The sequence below is a fragment of the Streptomyces sp. NPDC048297 genome (assembly GCF_043201585.1).
Classification (GTDB): domain Bacteria; phylum Actinomycetota; class Actinomycetes; order Streptomycetales; family Streptomycetaceae; genus Streptomyces.
Map to the genome: position 1 here is coordinate 52,486 of NZ_JBICZA010000025.1, position 19,851 is coordinate 72,336.

Here is a 19,851-nt window from a genome sequence, read left to right on the forward strand (position 1 = left end):
GACGGCGGTGGTCCGCGGTGGCCGAACCAACAGCCCCTCCATCCCACCCCGACAGCAACCAGCCACGGCAGCGATGCTCGGCGGAGCCGAACCGGAAACCCCCACGGCAGTGGCCCGCGGAGCCAAACCGGCACCCCCACGGCAGGGCCCGCAGTGCCGAACCGGCACCCCCCTCCACCCCGCCCCCCACAGCAACCAGCCGCAACGGTGATGCTCGGCGGAGCCGGACTGCGGCTGGACAGGGGGCGTTCCCGGCGTTATGAGGTTGGGAGTTGTTGGCCGTAGTCGACGGTGTCGGATTTTGGTGGTTCGGTGAGGGGGAAGTTCTTGGACCAGTCGGAGAAGGACAGCGTGCCGGCGCTTCCCGCGCGGACCAGGCGCAGGGGGTACGGCTTGCCCTCCAGGGAGACGTCGAGGGTGCCGCCGGAGCCGTTGTCGCCGGTGACGCGGATCGTGCGGACGCCGGACTGGCTGTGGTGGCCGTCGGTCGCGAGTTTGCCGTGCAGGGTCAGCAGGCCGGACAGGAGGACGTCCTTGTCCGTGAAGCCGCTGAACTTCTTGTAGGCCGGGTCCCCTTGCGGCACCTTCACGTACTTGCCGTCGAGCTTGCCGCCCGCCGAGCTGTCCTGTCCCTGGCTCCAGAAGTCCGCGTCGGCCTTCAGGAACAGCTGCTTGCCGACCCGCAGCAGCCGGAAGGTCCCGCCCTTGGACGTGACCGAGCCCGTCCCGCCGTCGGCCTTCAGCCGCATGTCCAGCGTGTACGTCGTCCCGCTCGTCACCACGGTCCCGGACAGCCGTACCGCGGGCGCCGCGTCCGCCGCCGCCCGGGTCTTCGCCTGGATCTTGTCGGCGGGCAGCTTGCCCACCCCGTTCGTCCCGGCGTCGGGGTCGTCCCCGCCGCATCCCGTCAGCGCCACCGTCCCCGTCACGGCCAGCGCGCACGTCGCGGCCACCCACGCGGTCCGGCGGGTTCGGCCCTGGGGAATCGCAGTCACGGGTGGGTTGCCTTTCTGACGGCTCCTGAGCGGCGTACGGCAGCGTACCGGGACGGCGCACGCCCGGCGGAGGCAGTCCGTCCGGACCGCTCACCAGGGCGTATCCGATCAGTACGGGCTAGCCTGATTCGCACGTGAGAGGGCAATTCCCAGCAATCGGCACAGTAAATACGCATCTCCACGCAAAGGAAGCACAGTCATGGCAGCCGGCGCCCCCCGGATCTTCGTCTCGCACCTCGCCGGGGTCCCCGTCTTCGATCCGACCGGCGACCAGGTGGGTCGCGTGCGCGACGTCGTCGTCATGCTCCGCGTCGGCCGCAGGCCCCCGCGCGTGCTCGGGCTGGTCGTCGAACTGTCCACCCGGCGCCGTATCTTCCTGCCCATGACCCGGGTGACCGGCGTCGACTCGGGCCAGGTCATCTCCACCGGCGTCGTCAACGTGCGCCGCTTCGAACAGCGCCCCACCGAGCGCCTCGTCTTCGGCGAGCTGCTGGACCGGCGCGTGAAGCTGGTGGAGACGGACGAGGAGGTCACCGTCCTCGACCTGTCCGTGCAGCAGCTGCCCGCCCGCCGGGACTGGGAGATCGACCGGGTCTTCGTCCGCAAGGGGAGGAAGGGCGGCGCCTTCCGGCGGGCCAGGGGCGAGACGCTGACCGTCGAGTGGTCGGCGGTCACCGGGTTCTCTTTGGAGGAGCACGGCCAGGGCGCCGAGAGCCTGCTCGCCACCTTCGAGCAGCTGCGCGCCGCCGACCTCGCCAACGTCCTGCACCACCTCTCCGCCAAGCGCCGCGCCGAGGTCGCCGCCGCCCTGGACGACGACCGCCTCGCGGACGTCCTGGAGGAGCTGCCCGAGGACGACCAGATCGAGATCCTCGGCAAGCTGCAGGAGGAGCGCGCCGCCGACGTCCTGGAGGCCATGGACCCGGACGACGCGGCCGACCTGCTCTCCGAGCTGCCCGAGGAGGACAAGGAGCGGCTGCTGAGCCTGATGCAGCCCGCCGACGCGGCCGAGATGCGGCGCCTGATGTCGTACGAGGAGCACACCGCGGGCGGTCTGATGACCACCGAGCCGATCGTGCTGCGCCCGGACGCCACCATCGCCGACGCGCTGGCCCGGGTCCGCAACGCCGACCTGTCCCCCGCGCTCGCCGCCCAGGTCTACGTCTGCCGCCCGCCGGACGAGACGCCGACCGGCAAGTACCTGGGCACCGTCCACTTCCAGCGGCTGCTGCGCGACCCCCCGTACACCCTGGTCAGCTCGCTGGTCGGCGAGGACGATCTGACCCCCCTGGAGCCGGACGCCACCCTTCCGGTGATCGCCGGGTTCTTCGCCACGTACGACATGGTCGCCGCGCCCGTGGTCGACGAGTCCGGCTCGCTGCTGGGCGCGGTGACCGTCGACGACGTCCTGGACCACATGCTGCCCGACGACTGGCGGGAGACGGAGTTCCATCTGGAGGACGGCGAGGGGGTGAGCGTCGATGGTTCCTGAGCGCGAGGGCAACCGGGAGCGCGTGCCGACGGGCGCCACCGCCGCCACGCGGCACCGCACGCCACGGCTGGACCAGCCGCGCCCGCGCCGGCCCCGGTACCTGCCCGAGTGGGACCCGGAGGCCTTCGGCCGGCTGTCGGAGAAGATCGCCCGCTTCCTGGGCACGGGCCGCTTCCTGGTCTGGATGACGGTCGTCATCATCCTGTGGGTGCTCTGGAACGTCGCCGCCCCCGCGGGCCTGCGCTTCGACCAGTACCCGTTCATCTTCCTGACCCTGATGCTGTCGCTCCAGGCCTCCTACGCGGCCCCGCTGATCCTGCTCGCGCAGAACAGGCAGGACGACCGCGACCGCGTCAATCTGGAGCAGGACCGCAAGCAGAACGAGCGGTCCATCGCCGACACCGAGTACCTGACCCGGGAGATCGCCGCGCTGCGCATGGGCTTGGGCGAGGTCGCCACCCGTGACTGGATCCGCTCCGAGCTGCAGGACGCGATGAAGGATCTGGAGGACCGGCACGACGGCCACCACGAGCACGTGGTATTCCCGGCAGAACGGTCGCCCGGACGTGACGTAGAAGACCGCTGAGGGGCATCCCTCGGGCACCGCGGCGCGCCGTACCATCGTCCTTATGGCTACGGAAGACGCGGTGCGCGAGGCACTGGCGACGGTGAACGACCCCGAGATCAACCGACCCATCACCGAACTGGGGATGGTCAAATCGGTGGAGATCGGCGCGGACGGATCGGTCGCGGTGACCGTGTACCTGACCGTCTCCGGCTGTCCCATGCGCGACACCATCACGCAGCGCGTGACCGACGCGGTCTCCCGGGTCGAGGGCGTCACCCGTGTCGACGTCACGCTGGACGTGATGAGCGACGAGCAGCGCAAGGAGCTGGCGAACGCCCTGCGCGGAGGCCAGACCGAGCGCGAGGTCCCCTTCGCCAAGCCGGGCAGCCTCACCCGCGTCTACGCGGTCGCCTCCGGCAAGGGCGGCGTCGGCAAGTCCTCGGTGACGGTGAACCTGGCCGCCGCGATGGCCGCCGACGGTCTGAAGGTCGGTGTCGTGGACGCCGACATCTACGGCCACAGCGTGCCGCGCATGCTCGGCGCGGACGGCCGTCCCACCCAGGTCGAGAACATGATCATGCCGCCCTCCGCCAACGGCGTGAAGGTCATCTCCATCGGCATGTTCACGCCGGGCAACGCCCCGGTCGTCTGGCGCGGCCCGATGCTCCACCGCGCCCTGCAGCAGTTCCTCGCGGACGTCTACTGGGGCGACCTCGACGTCCTGCTCCTCGACCTGCCGCCCGGCACCGGCGACATCGCCATCTCCGTCGCCCAGCTGGTCCCGAACGCCGAGATCCTGGTCGTCACCACGCCGCAGCAGGCGGCGGCCGAGGTCGCCGAGCGCGCCGGTTCCATCGCGGTCCAGACGCACCAGAAGATCGTGGGCGTGGTCGAGAACATGTCCGGCCTGCCCTGCCCGCACTGCGGCGAGATGGTCGACGTCTTCGGCACCGGCGGCGGCCAGACGGTCGCCGACGGCCTCACCCGCACCACGGGTGCGACGGTCCCGGTCCTCGGCTCCATCCCCATCGACGTCCGCCTGCGCGAGGGCGGCGACGAGGGCAAGCCGGTCGTCCTGTCCGACCCCGACTCCCCCGCCGGCTCCGCCCTGCGCGCCATCGCCGGCAAACTGGGCGGCCGCCAGCGTGGCCTGTCGGGCCTGTCGCTGGGGATCACCCCGAAGAACAAGTTCTGAGGGACTTCCGGCGAACAGCGGAGCGGTCGCTCCGAGTCGCCCTGAGGGAGGCTTGGAGGCTTTGCGACGAAGGGGCACGCCGGAACACCGGCGCGCCCCTTCTGTGCTGAGCGTTCTGTGCTGAGCGGCGCCGGCTACGCGTACACCGCGATGTCCTTCACCACGGCGAACCCGAGCCCGTACGCGCTCATGCCCCGCCCGTACGCCCCCAGGTGCACGCCCGCCTCGGTGGCCCCGGCCAGCACCCACCCGAACTCGGACTCCCGGTAGTGGAACGACGTGGCCACGCCGTCCACCGGGAGCGAGAGCCTGGACCACTCGGATCCGTCGAGATCGTCGGCCAGGGCCCACGCGGTCTCGGTCTGCTGCTCCAGCCAGTCGTCGCGCAGGCTGTGGTCCATCTGACCGGGCCAGGTGAACGACAGCAGCCCCACGCCGGCCAGCCACGCCGCCGAGGACACGGACGTCGCCTCCAGCAGCCCCGTGCCGTCGGCGCTGCGCCGGGTCGGGTTCGCCGGCACGGTGACGACCGCCGCGAACTTCTCCCGCGCGTCCTCCGAGGACGCGGCCATGTGCTCGTTGCGCACGGAGGGCTCGTCGCCATGCCCGATCGAGCCGTGCTCCACGGCCCCGTCCGCCGCCGTGCCGACCTGCATCAGCCAGCGCGGCCCCGTGAACGCCTCGTCGAGGCCGTACCAGGGGAAGGGCGCCTGCAGGTAGCCGTCGACCGTGCGCCGGGCGCTCGCGAACCGCGCTCCACCCGCCGCGCCCGGCGTCTGTGCGCCCACCCGACTCGTCGTGTCCATTGCCCGGACGCCTCCTCGCTCTCGTCGGACCGGGGTGGCCCGCCCCCCTTCGGGCGTACTGCCCGGTCCGCACAACAACTCGGCAGCATATCCACACAGCTGGAGACAGCCGGGAAATCGCCCGCCGCGTGGGTCGCCCGAAGAGCCTGTTCACGGCATGAGCGGCAGGTGCGCGCGCAGGTGCGGGCTGTGAGACGCGTCACGCGTCCCGTGGGTCTGGCGCCGTGCGGTCCGCGTGTCGGGGCCGGCTACGTGGCGTCGTACCGGCTACGTGGCGTCGTAGTCGAAGGGCGGACGCTCGTCCTTGCCCGGGTCCTCGGGCTTCTTGGTCATGTCGATACGCCCGCCGGACGACGGGGAAGAGGGCGCCGAAGACGTGTCGGAGGAGGACGAGGAGGAGGCGGCGGCGGTGCCGGTGTCGCGGCCGTTGACCGCGTCCGTGACCTCCGCCATCTCCTTCTTCAGGTCGAAGCCGTTGCGGATCTCCTTGAGCCCCAGCTCGTCGTTGTCCAGCTGCTTGCGCAGGAACGCCTTGGGGTTGAGGTCCTCGAAGTCGAAGTCCTTGAACTCGGGACCCAGCTCGTTGCGGATGTCCTGCTTGGCGCTCTCCGAGAACTCCCGGATCTTCCGGATCGTCCGCATCGTGTCCTGGATGAACTTGGGGAGCTTGTCCGGGCCGAAGACGAGCACGGCCAGGACGATGAGCGTCACCAGCTCGAGCGGCCCTATGTCATTGAACACCTGAAAGCTCCTTGCGATGTCCTCGGTCGCTCAACGGTACCCGGCGGACCTGTCCGACCGGTACCGTCCCATGGTGAGACTTGTGTCAGTTCTGCTCCGAGGCGCCCAGCTCGAGCGGAACCTGACGTTCGGTACCCCCGTGTTCCACGGTGAGGCGCAGCCGGTCGCCCGGCCGGTGGGCGCGGATCTTGATGATCAGTTCTTCGCCCGAGTGGACGCGTTGCCCGTCGACCTCGGTGATGACGTCGCCCGAGCGCAGGCCGGCCCGTGCGCCGGGGCCGCCGCGGATGACGGCGGGGCCGCCGCCCGCGCCCTTGGTGTCGATACGGGCGCCGTCGCCGGTGTAGCCCATGTCGAGGGTCACGCCGATCACGGGGTGGGTCGCGTGCCCCTTGTTGATCAGTTCCTCGGCGACGCGCTTGGCCTGGTTGACCGGGATGGCGAAGCCGAGGCCTATGGAACCGGCCTGGCCCTGGTCCTGGTCCTGGCCCGGGTCCGAGCCGCTGCCGGCCGAACGGATGGCGGAGTTGATGCCGATGACCCGGGCGTGGGCGTCGAGGAGCGGGCCGCCCGAGTTGCCCGGGTTGATGGGTGCGTCGGTCTGCAGCGCGTCGACGTAGCTGACGTCGCTGCCGTCGCCCTTCTCGCCGCCGGCCGTGATGGGCCGTTCCTTGGCGCTGATGATCCCTGAGGTGACGGTGTTGGCCAGGTCGAAGGGGGCGCCGATGGCGACGACGGGGTCGCCGACCTGGACGTCGTCGGAGTTGCCGAGGGGCAGCGGGGTGAGCCCGCGGACGCCGCTGACCTGGACGACGGCGAGGTCATACCCGGTGTCACGGCCGACGACCTTCGCCTTGGCACTCTCGCCGCTGCTGAACGTCACCGTGATCTCGCCGCCGGACGCGGCGGGCTGCACGACGTGGTTGTTGGTGAGGATGTGGCCGTGCGCGTCGAGCACGAAGCCGGTGCCGGTGCCCGCCTCGTCGCTTCCCCTGACATGCAGGGTGACGACGCTGGGCAGCGCACGCGCCGCGATCCCGGCCACGCTGCCCGGGGCCCGCCCGGCCGGCACCCCGGCCGCCTGCGGCAGATGGACCTCCCCGATCCCCTCCCGCTCCACATAGGCGCCGACGAACCCGCCGGCCGCCCCCGCGACGACAGTGACCAGCACGGTCCACCCGAACAGCAGCCGCCACGCACGCCGCTTGCGCTGCTGGGCCGTGAGCACGGCGGCCCCGCTCTGCTGCAGCGGCCCCTGCCCACCACGCTGCTCCGACGGCGTCCCCTTGGCCCAGGGGTCGTACCTCTGCTCGGCCCCGCTCTCCGACGCCGACCCCGCCGACACGGCGGGCGCGGGCGGCGTGGCCTGAGGCGGTACGACCGTCCCCCGGGCCGGTGTCGCCGCCGGGTGCTGGACCGGGGGTGCGGGGGCCCAGGGGCCCGGCTCGCCGTACGGCGGGGTGCTGTAGGGATCGGGGTCGTGCAGGGGCCTGGTCCGCTCGCCGGCGGACGCGCTCCCCGACCTCGCCTCAGGCACCCCAGGCACCCCGGGTACCTCAGGCACCGGTCTGGCCAGTTCGAAGTCGCCCTCGGTCGGCTGATCACCGTCCGACGGGTGCGCGGCGTGCGTCGGGTTCCCCTCGTTCATGCTCTCCCCACGGCTGGCCGCGGCCGCGCGTCTCGGCGGTGTCCGCGGAACGTCGATCCCGTGCCCGGGTCAACCCCGCGGGCACGGCCTCACAGGATTCAACCAGGTTCGGGGAGTGCGGCGCAGAGCCGGTCAGGGTGCCTGGTCGGCGGAGAAGTGGGCGGAGGCGGGAAAGGAAGGGACGGAAGAGGGGGCGGAGCCGGTGTCGGGGAGGGCGACAGGCAGGGGGGCAGGGGCGGACAGCAGGCCGGAGCCGGTGGCCCTGGACGCGCCGGGCCAGGGGGTCGGCAGGAACGGGGTGATCCGGTCCGGCGGACGTATCAGCGGGGAGATCGCGGTCGCCTCGCTCATCATGGGCGTCGCCGGACCGCTCACGGCGTCCCGGACCTGCGCGACGCCGGCCTCCTGCACTCCCGGCACCAGCGGCGCGGACACGGAGGTCGGCACCAGCGAGGCCTGGCCGAACGTGCTGCCGCCCTGGGCGAGCAGCGGGCTCATCGTGCGGCGCCGCTGGCTCTCGGGCACCGCCGAGCCCGTGCCCGCGCCCGTGGCACGGGCCGGGGCCACGTTGCTGCCCGTGCCGGAACCGCCGCGGGCGTCCGCGGTGACGTCGGTGGGGACGGCGCTGTTGACTCCGCCGAGGGCGACGGCGGCCAGCGACACCGCGCCGGCGGCGGCGAACGCGAACCGCAGGCCGCGCGAGGCGAAGCGGTCGGCGTCCGGACGGCCGACGGGGTGGATGCGGAAGCCCCGGTCCGCGGGCACGGCGGAACGCGCGGGCACGGCGGGATGGACGGCGGGATGGACGGCGGCGGCCGGGACGTACCCGAACTCGAAGCGCTCGCCGCGCCGCATGCCGAAGACGCTGTCGTCGGCGCCGCTTCCGAGGGCTCCGCCCCCGGGTGCCTGCGTGCCGTCACCGTCGGCGTCACCGCCCGCGGGAAGGCCCTGGAGGCGCGCGAGGAAGCTCTCGGAGGGCGGCGGCGGGGCCGCCTCCGCGAACACGTTCTTCAGTCGCCGCTGCGCGTCCGCCTCCGCCTTGCACCGGGCGCAGGTGGCCAGGTGGGCGAGGACACGGTCGCGGGACTCATGGCCGAGCTCTCCGTCCACGAGGGCGGAGAGCCGGTCTCCCAGGTGCTGCTCGGCGAAGTGCGCCGGAGCGGGTTTCGGTCGGGATCCACTCACGCGGTCGCGCCCCCTCCTCCCAGAGCGGGGACGCGGGCCACGAAGGAGCGCCGCTCGGCCTTGCGCGCCTGCGGCGACCGGTGGGCGAGGGCCTTGCGGAGCTGGGAGCGACCACGGTGGATACGGGAACGGACCGTGCCGAGCTTCACGCCGAGGGTCGCGGCGATCTCCTCGTACGACAGTCCTTCGATGTCGCACAGGACGACGGCGGCGCGGAACTCGGGCGCGAGGGTGTCGAGGGCCTGCTGGACGTCCGCGTCGAAGTGCGCGTCGTTGAAGGCCTGCTGCGGGGTGGGCTCGCGGCTGGGCAGGCGCTCGGCCGCGTCGTCGCCGAGGGCGTCGAAGCGGATGCGCTGCTTGCGCCGGACCATGTCCAGGAAGAGGTTCGTGGTGATGCGGTGCAGCCAGCCCTCGAAGGTGCCCGGGGAGTACGTGGACAGGGAGCGGAAGACGCGGACGAAGACCTCCTGGGTGAGGTCCTCGGCGTCGTGCTGGTTGCCCGTGAGGCGGTAGGCGAGCCGGTAGACACGGCCGCTGTGGGTGCTGACGATCTCCTCCCAGGTGGGCGGAGTCCATGCCTGCCCGTCCGCGTCGGTGGCGAAGGTCGCGGTCTGGGTGTCGCCTGCGGCGAAACCGGTGGCGTGGCTGTCAGCAGCGGTGTCGGTCACGGATTTCGGCCTGCTCCCGGCCCCGAGGAAGCGCCTCAGCACTCCTCCCCGGTCCTCGGGCGCGGCCGCACCTCCCCTGTCGGCTCTGGTGGTGTCCAGTGGAGCCCCTACCATAGCCACCTCGCCCGTTAGCTCCGGATAAGCGGTTTTACGAGAATTTGATGCGTGCTGATACGGCTCATGCGGCTGCGTCAGCATGTGGTCGGCGTCCTGATCCACCTCTTACCCCCCGTCGTGTCCCCGGCCACCGTCTCAACCCCATAAACGCACAGTCCCATCTGCGGGTTCCCGGCCCCAACGGATACAGTCACGCCGAGGCAACCACGGGGACAGGAGAGGGTCATTAGCGGCAACCGGCAGACGAGCTGGGCGTTCGCCGACGCCTTTGTCGCCGAGGACGAAGCACTGCACTGGGCCAGGGACCGGGCCCGCGACGCAGGGCTGCGCTCGGTGGCGCCCAGCACGGGCGCCGCGCTGCGACTGCTCGCCGCCTCGGTGGACGCGAAGGCGGTCGCGGAGATCGGCACCGGGTGCGGGGTGTCCGGCATCCATCTTCTGCACGGGATGCGCCCGGACGGGGTGCTCACCACGGTCGATCCGGAGCCCGAGCACCAGCAGTTCGCCCGGCAGGCCTTCCGCGCCTCCGGCTTCGCCAGCAACCGGGCCCGGTTCATCCCGGGCCGCGCGCTCGACGTGCTGCCCCGGCTCGCGGACGCCGGCTACGACCTCGTGTTCTGCGACGGGGACCGGCAGGAGTATTCGGACTATCTCGCTGAATCGTTGCGGCTGCTGCGTCCCGGCGGCCTGGTGGTCTTCGAGGGTGTCTTCGCGAACGGCCGCACGGTCGATTCGGGGCCACAGCCGACCGAGGTGCTGCGGCTGCGCGAGCTGCTGCGCACGGTACGCGAGAGCCAGGAGCTGGTGACGTCACTGCTGCCGGTGGGCGACGGCCTGCTGTGCGTGGTCAAACGCTGACCGGTGCGGGCATCAACGCTGACCGGTGCGAGCCGTCAACGCTGACCGGTGCGGGCCATCGGTGCGGGTCGAGGCCCGCTGCCGGGTCCCCGAACGACGGCTGCCCCGGCACCGCGTACGATGCCGGGGCAGCCGTGAGGGCTGAAATGCCTGACGCGTCAGACGACGACGCTCTCCAAGGCCTCACCGAGCGCCTTGGCCTCGTCAGGGGTCAGCTCGACGACGAGTCGACCGCCGCCTTCGAGCGGAACGCGCATGACGATGCCCCGCCCCTCCTTGGTCACCTCGAGCGGGCCATCACCCGTCCGCGGCTTCATGGCCGCCATGCTCGTTCCCCTTCCTGAAACCAGCTCATCGTCTGCCGGAAGCCCTGTGAGGACGGCCGCGATTCCGGAACGGACACGCGACACCGGCATCGAACACATTGCTTCCCGGCCATTATCCCGCATCGCAGGACCCGATGACCAACATCAGTCGGCATCGCTTGGGCAACGCGCGCGAGCAAAACCACTCAATTCGGGGATGTGGCTGCGATACTGCACCGCCGCATCGGCATGCATCGGCTTCCACCGACCGGCTTCACTCCGGTTTTCTTTGACGCAGGTCACACGTCCGGTCCGGCCCTTGGCCGGTGATCTCCGCCATGCTGTCCTTCAGACGACGACGTACCGATCGGTACGTCACCAGCCGTGACACCGGAGGGATGTTCCATGGCCGACACCGTGCTCTACGAGGTGAGCGACGGACTCGCGACGATCACGCTGAACCGCCCCGAGGCGATGAACGCCCTGAACATCGCGACCAAGGTCGCCCTCCGCGAAGCGGCCGAGGCCGCGGCCGGGGACACGGCCGTACGGGCGATCCTGCTGACCGCCGCCGGCGAGCGGGCGTTCTGCGTGGGCCAGGACCTCAAGGAGCACATCGGGCTGCTCGCCGCCGACCGGGAGTCCGGGTCCGGGCAGACGATGAGCACGGTCAGGGAGCACTACAACCCGATCGTGCGGGCGCTGGCCGGGGCGCGGAAGCCGGTGGTCGCCGGGGTGAACGGCGTCGCGGCCGGCGCGGGCTTCGGCTTCGCGCTCACCGCGGACTACCGGGTGGTCGCCGACACGGCGTCCTTCAACACCTCCTTCGCCGGGGTCGCGCTGACCGCCGATTCCGGCGTGTCCTGGACGCTGCCCCGGGTGATCGGGCCGAGCCGCGCCGCCGACCTGCTGCTCTTCCCGCGCACCATCAGTGCCCAGGACGCCCTGGACCTCGGGATCGCCAACCGGGTGGTACCGGCGGACGAGCTGCGTGCCGAGGCCGAGAAGGTGGCGCGGAAGCTGGCCGAGGGGCCGACCGTGGCGTACTCGGCGATCAAGGAGGCGATCGCCTTCGGGCTGACGCACACGCTCTCCGAGACCCTGGACAAGGAGGAGGAACTCCAGGCCCGCGCGGGGCAGTCCGAGGACCACGCGATCGCGGTGCAGGCGTTCGTGAACAAGGAGAAGCCGAAGTACCTGGGCCGCTGAAGCGCCGCTGAGGGGCCGTTGAGGAGCCGCTGAGAAGCCCCTGAGGGGCCACTGAGCAGCCGTAGCCGTCGCTGCCGTGGCCGGTCCCCGCGCCCGCCCCCTCAGGGGGCGCTTCGGGCCACGCACGTCTCCAGGTGGTCGTTGACCAGGCCGCACGCCTGCATCAGGGCGTACGCCGTGGTCGGGCCGACGAATCTGAGGCCGCGCTTCTTCAGGGCCTTGGACAGGGCCGTGGACTCCGGGGTGACGGCGGGGACGTCGGCGAGGACCTTCGGGGCGGGGCGGCCGTCCGGGTCCGGGGCGTGGGACCAGATCAGGGAGTCCAGGTCGCCCTGCGCCCAGTCGGCGAGCACGCGCGCGTTGGCGAGGGTGGCGTCGACCTTGGCGCGGTTGCGGATGATGCCCGGGTCGGCGAGGAGGCGGTCGCGGTCCTCATCGGTGAAGGCGGCGACCTTCTCGATCCGGAAGCCGGCGAAGGCGGTGCGGAAGGTCGGGCGGCGGCGCAGGATGGTGATCCAGGACAGGCCCGACTGGAAGGCCTCCAGGCTCAGGCGCTCGAAGAGGGCGTCGTCGCCGTGGACGGGGCGGCCCCACTCCTCGTCGTGGTACGCCACGTAGTCCTCGGTGGACAGGGCCCACGGGCAGCGCGGCAGACCGTCGGTTCCGGTCACCGTCACGGTCGCCGTCACCGTCCTTCCTGCTGCTGGGGCTTGCCCAGGTGGACGTGCGCGGCGGCGGCGCGCGCGCCGGCCAGCGCGGACTCCAGATCGGCGATACGGGCGTCCCGCTCGGACAGTTCGGCGGCGAGGCGGCCGAGCGCGTCGTCGACGTCGGACATGCGGTAGCCGCGCGGGGTGACGGGGAAGCGCAGGCTCTGCACGTCGGCGCCGTTCAGCGGGCGGTCCGGGGGCAGCGGGTCCTGGAGCCGCTCGGGCGCGGCCTCGGGGAGCGGGGCGCTCTCCCCGCCGCCCACCACGGCGAGTGTCACCGCGGCGACCACGACGGCCAGCGCGACGACCAGGAACAAGAACATCACCATCGCTAGAGGTCCCCACGTTCGAAGTGCCGGCCGCTGTGTCGGACGACCGATGTGTCTGGGTCCGATCGTGCCATGCGAGTCTGACAGTTAGGGTCGCAGGCGGCCGTGCAGCGGGACGTACGAGGAGAGGTCACAGGGGATGCTCAGGCTGGGCGAACGGGAATTCGGGCCGCACGAGCCGGTGATCATGGCGATCGTGAACCGGACCCCGGACTCCTTCTACGACCAGGGGGCCACGTTCCAGGACGAAGCCGCCCTCGCGCGCGTGGAGCGCGCGGTGGCCGAGGGTGCCGCGATCGTCGACATCGGCGGGGTCAAGGCCGGTCCGGGCGAGGAGGTCACGGCCGAGGAGGAGGCGCGGCGGACCGTCGGGTTCGTGGCGGAGGTACGGCGGCGGTTCCCCGACGTGATCATCAGTGTGGACACCTGGCGGGCCGAGGTCGGCGAGGCGGTGTGCGAGGCCGGGGCGGACCTGCTGAACGACGCGTGGGGCGGGGTCGACCCGGGGCTCGCGGAGGTCGCGGCGCGCCACGGGGCGGGGCTGGTGTGCACGCACGCGGGAGGTGCCGAGCCGCGGACGCGTCCGCACCGGGTGACGTACGACGACGTCATGACCGACATCCTGGACGTGACCGTGGGTCTGGCCGAGCGGGCGGTCGCCCTCGGGGTGCCGCGCGAGTCGGTGCTGATCGATCCCGGGCACGACTTCGGGAAGAACACGCGGCACAGTCTGGAGGCGACGCGGCGGCTGGACGAGATGGTCGCCACCGGGTGGCCCGTGCTGGTGTCGCTGTCCAACAAGGACTTCGTGGGCGAGACGCTGGACCGGCCGGTGAAGGAGCGGTTGATCGGCACGCTGGCGACGACCGCGGTGTCCGCGTGGCTCGGGGCTCAGGTGTACCGGGTCCACGAGGTCGCCGAGACGCGGCAGGTGCTGGAGATGGTGGCGTCCATCGCCGGGCACCGTCCCCCCGCGGTGGCGCGCCGGGGCCTGGCCTGACCAAGGCCCGTGGCGCGCCGGGGCCTGGCCTGACCGGGGCGGTGGGGCGCCGGCCAGGCCACCTGGGGCTCAGCGGTCGGTCTCCTTGGAGACCAGGGCGACCGCCTCGTCCACGTCGTCCGTGAGGTGGAACAGGAGCAGGTCCTTCTCCGAGGCCTTGCCCTGGGCGATCAGGGTGTCCTGGATCCAGGTCACCAGGCCGCCCCAGTACGCGCTGCCGAGCAGGACGATCGGGAAGCGGGTCACCTTCTGGGTCTGGACGAGGGTGAGGGCCTCGAAGAGTTCGTCGAGGGTGCCGAGGCCGCCGGGCAGGACGACGAACCCCTGCGCGTACTTGACGAACATCATCTTGCGGACGAAGAAGTACCGGAAGTTGAGGCCGATGTCGACGTAGGGGTTCAGGCCCTGCTCGAAGGGCAGCTCGATGCCGAGGCCGACCGAGACGCCGCCGGCCTCCAGGGCGCCCTTGTTGGCCGCCTCCATCGCTCCGGGACCGCCGCCGGTGATCACCGCCCAGCCGGCCCGGACCAGGCCCTGGCCCAGCCTGACCCCGGCGTCGTACTCCGGCGACCCCAGCGCTGTGCGGGCCGAGCCGAACACGCTGATGGCGGGCGGGAGTTCGGCGAGCGTGCCGAAGCCCTCGATGAACTCCGACTGGATGCGCAGCACGCGCCAGGGGTCGGTGTGCACCCAGTCCGAGGGGGCTCGCTCGTCCAGCAACCGCTGGTCGGTCGTGCTGGGCATGACCTGTCCGCGCCGTCGCAGGACCGGTCCGAGTCGCTGCTCGTCCGGCGGCTGCTTCTTCCCTGCGGGGTTGCCGGTAGGCATGTGCGCTCCCTCCGCTTGCGGGTGGTTCGACCTCAGCGTAGATCTCCGCAGGTTACGGAGGGGGTACATACGCATGTCGGACGAGGATGCGCAGTTCGGGACACCTGCCGGCGCCGGACGTCCGCCGGTGCGGGGACGCCTGCCGGTGCCGGGACGCCTGCCGGGACCCCTGCCGGATCACCGCGCCGGGACGCCTACGCGGTGAGCCAGTCGCGCAGCCGCTCCTCGCCCGCGAGGATCTTCGCCACCTCGACCCGCTCGTCCCGCTTGTGGGCCAGATGCGGGTTGCCGGGGCCGTAGTTGACCGCGGGGATGCCGAGGGCGGAGAAGCGGGAGACGTCGGTCCAGCCGTACTTGGGCTGCGGGGTGCCGCCCACCGCCTCGATGAAGGCCGCGGCGGCCGGGTGGGACAGGCCGGGCAGCGCGCCGCCGCTGTGGTCGTCGATCACGAACTCCGTGACCCCGCAGTCGGCGAAGACCTCGCGGACGTGCGCGATGGCCTCCTCCTCGGAGCGGTCCGGGGCGTAGCGGAAGTTGACCGTGACCACGCACTCGTCGGGGATGACGTTGCCGGCCACTCCCCCGCCGATGCCCACCGCGTTCAGGCCCTCGCGGTACTCCAGGCCGTCGATGACCGGCCAGCGGGGCTCGTAGGAGGCCAGGCGGGCGAGGATCGGGGCGGCGGCGTGGATCGCGTTGGAGCCCATCCAGCCGCGCGCCGAGTGGGCCCGCTCGCCGCTGGTCTTCAGCAGCACCCGCAGCGTGCCCTGGCAGCCGCCCTCGACCTGGCCGTCGGAGGGCTCCAGCAGGACGGCGAAGTCGCCCTCCAGCCAATCCGGGTGGGCCTCGGCGACGTGCTTGAGGCCGTTGAGGTCGGCGGCGACCTCTTCGTTGTCGTAGAAGACGAAGGTCAGGTCGCGGTTCGGGGCGGGGACGGTGGCCGCGATGCGCAGCTGGACCGCGACGCCGGACTTCATGTCGCAGGCACCGCAGCCCCACAGCACGCCGTCCTCGTCCAGCCGGGAGGGCACGTTGCCGGCGATGGGCACGGTGTCGATGTGGCCGGCCAGGATGACCCGCTCCGCGCGGCCCAGGTCCGTCCGGGCGATCACGTTGTTGCCGTACCGCTCCACGGTGAGGTGCGGCAAGGCGCGCAGGGCGGTCTCGACGGCGTCCGCGAGGGGCTTCTCGGTGCCGCTCTCGGAAGGGAAGTCCACGAGCTGCGCGGTGAGGGCGGCGGCGTCCAGCGTGAGGTCCAGTGAGGTCTCGGGCATGGTTGCGACCCTATGGCCTGTCCGGCGGATCCTGTCACAGACGCGGAGTCTGGCACGCACATCTGCGGCGTTGTCGTCACTCACCGACTCCCCCACGCTCGGCTTCGCTCGCGCGGGGGGACCCCCATCGCGTCGACTCACTCCTCCGCCTTGCATCCGCACGCACCAGACCCCGCTCGGGTCGGCTGACCAGGCACCGTAGTTCTCCTGCGACCTGATCCGCCGGACAGGCCCTAGCGCGCCGCTCGCGGCGGGCCGGTTCCCGGCGGGCCGTGGACCCGGCGCCAGGGCCGTTTCGGACTCCAGTACCTTGTACGCGTGTCAGAGCCGTCTCCCACGCGTCGCAAGCGCCGCGGCCGCATCTTCCGTTTCGGTGCCGCGCTGTTGGTCCTGTCCGCCGTCGCCGCCTACCTCGTGGTGCAGTACGTCACCGGAGGCGGGGCCTCGCGGGGCTGCAAGGTGGTCTCCGGCACGCAGAAGGGGACGTCGTACGAGTTCACGCCCGAGCAGGCGGCGAACGCGGCGACGATCGCCGCGGTCGGCACCGGCCGGGGCATGCCGGAGCGGGCGGTGACCATCGCGATCGCCACCGCGCTGCAGGAGTCGGGGCTGCGCAACATCGAGCACGGCGACCGGGATTCGCTGGGCCTGTTCCAGCAGCGGCCCTCGCAGGGCTGGGGCACCGAGCGGCAGATCATGGACCCGGCGTACGCGGCGGGCATCTTCTACGCGCACCTGGCGCGGGTGCCCGGCTACACCGACCTGCCGCTGACGGTGGCGGCCCAGCGGGTGCAGCGCAGCGGCTACCCGGAGGCGTACGCCAAGCACGAGCCGGACGCCACGCTGCTGGCGGCGGCGCTCACCGGGTACGCGCCGGCGTCGCTGAGCTGCGACGGGCGCCCGCAGAGCACAGCCGCGACGGCGGGCACGGCGGCAGGTACGACGGCGGGCACGGCGGCGGGTACGCAGGCGGACGCGGCGGCGGGTACGCAGGCGGACGCGGCGGCGCAGACGGGTCCGGACGCCGTACGGGCCGCGCTGGTACGGGACTTCGGGCGGGACGCGCTGCAGGAGACGGGCGCGGAGGTGGGCGGTACGGCCGTTCCCTCGCCGTCTCCGTCCCCGAGCGTGACGGCGACGGCGCACGGGCGGACGGTGACCGTTCCGGTGCCGCAGGGGGCGCGCAAGGACGCGAGCGGGCGGACCGAGCAGGAGCGGGGCTGGCAGCTGGCGCACTGGGCGGTGGCCAACTCCTCGGCGCTCCACATCCAGCGCGTGGTGTACGCGGGCCGGGAGTGGACGGCGTCGAACGGCGGGGGCAGCTGGCACAGTGCCGGTTCCGCGGGGGCCGCGGGGGCGGAGCGGTCCGTGGGCGCGGTACGGATCGTGACCGGGCAGTAGAGCGTGACCGGACAGCAGATCACGACCGGACAGTAGAACGTGACCGGACAGCAGATGGTGACCGGACGGTAGTACGAGGTTTCACTCCGGCGGGTTGTGCGGGTACCGGTGCCCCGGCTCCGCCGGTATTTTCCGGCTCTTTGTCGGCAGCCCTTGGGATTCCAGGGACGTAAGGATTCTTCGGACTTTCGGGCGGACGCTGTTTGCCCGTTTTTATCCACACCTGATAATGCGATGCGTTATCCATTCTTTACCTTTGGCGTCCGCAACCTTCGTCGGCTTCGAGCGGTAGTCACGGCGTCCGACCCCGGACACCATCACCGTTCTTCCGTCGAATGGAGCATCATGTCCCTCCCCCTGACCCGCCGGATCGCCCGTGCCGCGCTGCTCGTCGCAGCGGGAGCGGCTGCGGGGGTCGGTGCGGCCGGCTCTGCCGGCGCTGCCACGAACCTGCCTGCCGCCGTCCCGAACCTGGGCGGTCTGACCGCCGTGGACGGGGCGCACACCGGCGCCACCGTCGACAGCGCGGCGCGGAACGTCACCGGGCTCGCCGGGCAGGCGGGCGGCAAGGCGGTCGAGACGGCGGTGCCGGCCGCGGGTACGACGGCCGGCGGCGCCGTGAAGAAGACGGCGCCGGTGGCGCAGAAGGCCGCGGGTGACTCCGTCGGGACCGCGGCGGGGGCGCTCGGCGGTGTCGCCTCCGGCGCGGCGGCGGGTGGCGCCCTGCCGACGAGCGGCCTGCCCCAGGGTGGCCTGCCCCTGCAGGGGCTTCCGCTGGGCGGCTGAGATCCGGCTGCCGCCGGCCTGACCACGACGGGGTCCAGGGAGTTCCCTGGGCCCCGTTCGCTGTCGCGGCAGGGGATCAGGGCCGCAGGCGGGCTACTGCTGCTTGGACGCGGTCGTCCGTGGCGGTGAAGGCCACGCGGACGAAGTGGGCGCCCGCTTCGCCGTAGAAGTCGCCGGGGGCGACGAGGATGCCGAGGGTGGCGAGGTGGGCGACGGTGTCCCAGCAGGGTTCGTCGCGGGTGGCCCAGAGGTAGAGGCTGGCCTCGCTGTGCTCGATGCGGAAGCCGTGGCTCTCCAGAGCGGCCCGCAGGGCGTCGCGGCGGGCGGCGTAGCGGGCGCGCTGCTCGTGGACGTGGATGTCGTCGCCGAGGGCGGCCACGACGGCGGCCTGGGTCGGGGCGGACGTCATCATGCCGCCGTGCTTGCGGATCTCCAGGAGCGGTCCGAGGACGGCCGGGTCGCCGGCGATGAAGGCGGCGCGGTAGCCGGCCAGGTTGGACCGCTTGGACAGGGAGTGGACGGCCACGATGCCGTCGTAGGAGCCGCCGTTGACGTCGGGGTGCAGGACCGAGACGGGGTCGGCCTCCCAGCCCAGTTCGAGGTAGCACTCGTCGGAGACGAGGAGGACGCCGTGCTCGCGGGCCCAGGTGACGATCTCCGTCAGTTCCTGCTGGGACAGGACCTTGCCGGTGGGGTTGGAGGGCGAGTTGAGCCACAGGAGCTTCAGCCCGGACGGGTCCAGGTCGCGCGGGTCGTCGTACGACTCGTAGTCGGCGCGCGCGAGGCGGGCGCCGACCTCGTAGGTCGGGTAGGCCAGGCGCGGGTAGGCCACCCTGTCGCCGGGGCCGAGGCCCAGCTGGGTCGGCAGCCAGGCGACCAGTTCCTTGGAGCCGACGACCGGCAGGACGTGGCGGTGGGTGACGCCGCGGGCGCCGAGGCGGCGCTCCAGCCAGCCGGTGATCGCGTCGCGCAGCGCGGGGGTGCCCCAGACCGTCGGGTAGCCCGGCGAGTCGGCCGCGTCGGTCAGGGCCTTCTGGATCAGCTCGGGGACCGGGTCGACCGGGGTGCCGACGGAGAGGTCGACGATGCCGTCGGGGTGCGCGGCGGCCGTCTTCTTGTACGGCTCCAGCTTGTCCCAGGGAAAGGCCGGAAGCCGGTCGGAGACTGCGGACACGGGACTTGCTCGCTTTCGTCGGTACGGCAAACGCCTCGGTCCCGTACGGCGTGATCGGGGCGATCCGGCCGTACGGGACCGAGGCGGCGCTACAGCGGGCCGCTGGGGCCGCTCAAACGGTTACTCGCGCGGCTACTCGCCCTGCGGCGGCAGCGCGGCGATGAAGGGGTGGTCGCGCTCGATCAGCCCCAGCTTGCTCGCGCCGCCGGGAGAGCCCAGCTCGTCGAAGAACTCGACGTTCGCCTTGTAGTAGTCCTTCCACTCTTCCGGAGTGTCGTCCTCGTAGAAGATCGCCTCGACCGGGCAGACCGGCTCACAGGCACCACAGTCGACGCATTCGTCCGGGTGGATGTACAAGGACCGCTGGCCCTCGTAGATGCAGTCGACCGGGCACTCCTCGATGCACGCCTTGTCCTTCACGTCGACACAAGGCTGCGCGATGACGTAGGTCACGCTGTCGTTCCTCCTCGATAGGGCGCTGGCGGGCCTCCGTAGGCTCCGCCGCCTGGCGCGCGGGAGCGCGGCGTCGTCGATGCCCGCCCCTAGTATCTCCGTTCCGGGG

The 19,851-nt window shown here is 72.0% G+C and carries 21 protein-coding genes; 8 read left to right on the forward strand and 13 right to left on the reverse strand.

Annotated elements, in window-relative coordinates; translation table 11 throughout:
* Positions 1-257 precede the first annotated feature (257 nt).
* Positions 258-995: a hypothetical protein gene (locus tag ACGFYV_RS25375; protein ID WP_393880745.1), complete on the reverse strand. Its 738-nt coding sequence runs from the start codon at positions 993-995 to the stop codon at positions 258-260.
* 199 nt (positions 996-1,194) lie between these two features.
* Between ACGFYV_RS25375 and ACGFYV_RS25380 the strand changes: the two genes are divergently transcribed.
* Genes ACGFYV_RS25380 through ACGFYV_RS25390 form a run of 3 tightly spaced genes read left to right on the forward strand, consistent with a single transcriptional unit; the run spans position 1,195 to position 4,250 of the window.
* The gene (locus tag ACGFYV_RS25380) at positions 1,195-2,487 is read left to right on the forward strand and encodes a magnesium transporter MgtE N-terminal domain-containing protein (protein ID WP_393880746.1); all 1,293 of its coding nucleotides are present in this window, start codon (positions 1,195-1,197) and stop codon (positions 2,485-2,487) included.
* Entirely contained in the window at positions 2,477-3,073 is a 597-nt protein-coding gene (locus tag ACGFYV_RS25385; RefSeq protein WP_393880747.1) for a DUF1003 domain-containing protein, read from the forward strand. Before ACGFYV_RS25380 ends, ACGFYV_RS25385 begins: the two co-directional genes overlap by 11 nt.
* Before the next feature lie 43 nt (positions 3,074-3,116).
* Complete coding sequence (locus ACGFYV_RS25390) at positions 3,117-4,250, forward strand: Mrp/NBP35 family ATP-binding protein (RefSeq protein ID WP_393880748.1); 1,134 nt, start codon at positions 3,117-3,119, stop codon at positions 4,248-4,250.
* A gap of 134 nt (positions 4,251-4,384) precedes the next feature.
* Here ACGFYV_RS25390 and ACGFYV_RS25395 read toward each other — a convergent pair whose 3' ends face one another.
* The 5 genes from ACGFYV_RS25395 to sigE all read right to left on the reverse strand — a co-directional run bounded on the left by ACGFYV_RS25395 (position 4,385) and on the right by sigE (position 9,340).
* Positions 4,385-5,056 (reverse strand): hypothetical protein, encoded by a 672-nt coding sequence (locus ACGFYV_RS25395; RefSeq protein ID WP_393880749.1) that lies wholly within the window; start codon positions 5,054-5,056, stop codon positions 4,385-4,387.
* Between the two features lie 267 nt (positions 5,057-5,323).
* Positions 5,324-5,797, reverse strand: coding sequence for a sec-independent translocase (locus tag ACGFYV_RS25400; protein WP_393880750.1), 474 nt, complete (start codon positions 5,795-5,797; stop codon positions 5,324-5,326).
* A gap of 85 nt (positions 5,798-5,882) precedes the next feature.
* Positions 5,883-7,445, reverse strand: coding sequence for a trypsin-like peptidase domain-containing protein (locus ACGFYV_RS25405; RefSeq protein ID WP_393880751.1), 1,563 nt, complete (start codon positions 7,443-7,445; stop codon positions 5,883-5,885).
* 132 nt (positions 7,446-7,577) lie between these two features.
* Positions 7,578-8,630 (reverse strand): anti-sigma factor family protein, encoded by a 1,053-nt coding sequence (locus ACGFYV_RS25410; protein ID WP_393880752.1) that lies wholly within the window; start codon positions 8,628-8,630, stop codon positions 7,578-7,580.
* Positions 8,627-9,340, reverse strand: coding sequence for an RNA polymerase sigma factor SigE (sigE, locus tag ACGFYV_RS25415; protein WP_393880753.1), 714 nt, complete (start codon positions 9,338-9,340; stop codon positions 8,627-8,629). Before sigE ends, ACGFYV_RS25410 begins: the two co-directional genes overlap by 4 nt.
* Before the next feature lie 234 nt (positions 9,341-9,574).
* Here sigE and ACGFYV_RS25420 point away from each other — a divergent pair, with 234 nt between their 5' ends.
* Positions 9,575-10,273, forward strand: coding sequence for an O-methyltransferase (locus ACGFYV_RS25420; protein WP_393880818.1), 699 nt, complete (start codon positions 9,575-9,577; stop codon positions 10,271-10,273).
* 158 nt (positions 10,274-10,431) lie between these two features.
* Here the strand turns inward: ACGFYV_RS25420 and ACGFYV_RS25425 are convergent, their stop codons facing one another.
* A complete protein-coding gene (locus ACGFYV_RS25425; RefSeq protein WP_393880754.1) occupies positions 10,432-10,599 on the reverse strand; it encodes a DUF3117 domain-containing protein in 168 nt (55 codons plus the stop codon).
* A gap of 384 nt (positions 10,600-10,983) precedes the next feature.
* On the opposite strand from ACGFYV_RS25425, the gene ACGFYV_RS25430 reads away from it, so the two are divergent.
* Positions 10,984-11,787, forward strand: coding sequence for an enoyl-CoA hydratase/isomerase family protein (locus ACGFYV_RS25430; protein WP_393880755.1), 804 nt, complete (start codon positions 10,984-10,986; stop codon positions 11,785-11,787).
* Positions 11,788-11,888: 101 nt separating this feature from the next.
* Here ACGFYV_RS25430 and ACGFYV_RS25435 read toward each other — a convergent pair whose 3' ends face one another.
* Entirely contained in the window at positions 11,889-12,476 is a 588-nt protein-coding gene (locus ACGFYV_RS25435; RefSeq protein ID WP_393880756.1) for a DNA-3-methyladenine glycosylase I, read from the reverse strand.
* Complete coding sequence (locus ACGFYV_RS25440) at positions 12,473-12,826, reverse strand: DivIVA domain-containing protein (protein WP_393880757.1); 354 nt, start codon at positions 12,824-12,826, stop codon at positions 12,473-12,475. The genes ACGFYV_RS25435 and ACGFYV_RS25440 overlap by 4 nt, the downstream gene beginning before the upstream one ends.
* 139 nt (positions 12,827-12,965) lie before the next feature.
* On the opposite strand from ACGFYV_RS25440, the gene folP reads away from it, so the two are divergent.
* Positions 12,966-13,826, forward strand: coding sequence for a dihydropteroate synthase (gene folP / locus ACGFYV_RS25445; RefSeq protein WP_393880758.1), 861 nt, complete (start codon positions 12,966-12,968; stop codon positions 13,824-13,826).
* Between the two features lie 69 nt (positions 13,827-13,895).
* On the opposite strand, the gene ACGFYV_RS25450 is transcribed toward folP, so the two are convergent.
* Positions 13,896-14,654 carry a TIGR00730 family Rossman fold protein gene (locus tag ACGFYV_RS25450; RefSeq protein WP_393880759.1) on the reverse strand — a complete coding sequence of 253 codons (759 nt, stop codon included), beginning with the start codon at positions 14,652-14,654 and terminating at the stop codon, positions 13,896-13,898.
* A 194-nt stretch (positions 14,655-14,848) separates the two neighbouring features.
* A complete protein-coding gene (dapE, locus tag ACGFYV_RS25455; protein WP_393880760.1) occupies positions 14,849-15,928 on the reverse strand; it encodes a succinyl-diaminopimelate desuccinylase in 1,080 nt (359 codons plus the stop codon).
* A 318-nt stretch (positions 15,929-16,246) separates the two neighbouring features.
* Between dapE and ACGFYV_RS25460 the strand changes: the two genes are divergently transcribed.
* Both ACGFYV_RS25460 and ACGFYV_RS25465 read left to right on the forward strand, forming a co-directional pair.
* Positions 16,247-17,329: a heavy metal transporter gene (locus ACGFYV_RS25460; RefSeq protein ID WP_393880761.1), complete on the forward strand. Its 1,083-nt coding sequence runs from the start codon at positions 16,247-16,249 to the stop codon at positions 17,327-17,329.
* Positions 17,330-17,674: 345 nt separating this feature from the next.
* Entirely contained in the window at positions 17,675-18,115 is a 441-nt protein-coding gene (locus ACGFYV_RS25465) for an ATP-binding protein (protein WP_393880762.1), read from the forward strand.
* A 76-nt stretch (positions 18,116-18,191) separates the two neighbouring features.
* Here ACGFYV_RS25465 and ACGFYV_RS25470 read toward each other — a convergent pair whose 3' ends face one another.
* Entirely contained in the window at positions 18,192-19,289 is a 1,098-nt protein-coding gene (locus ACGFYV_RS25470; protein ID WP_393880763.1) for a bifunctional succinyldiaminopimelate transaminase/glutamate-prephenate aminotransferase, read from the reverse strand.
* 132 nt (positions 19,290-19,421) lie between these two features.
* Positions 19,422-19,742, reverse strand: a complete 321-nt coding sequence (gene fdxA, locus ACGFYV_RS25475) for a ferredoxin (protein ID WP_018561461.1) — start codon at positions 19,740-19,742, stop codon at positions 19,422-19,424.
* Between the last annotated feature and the right edge of the window lie 109 nt (positions 19,743-19,851).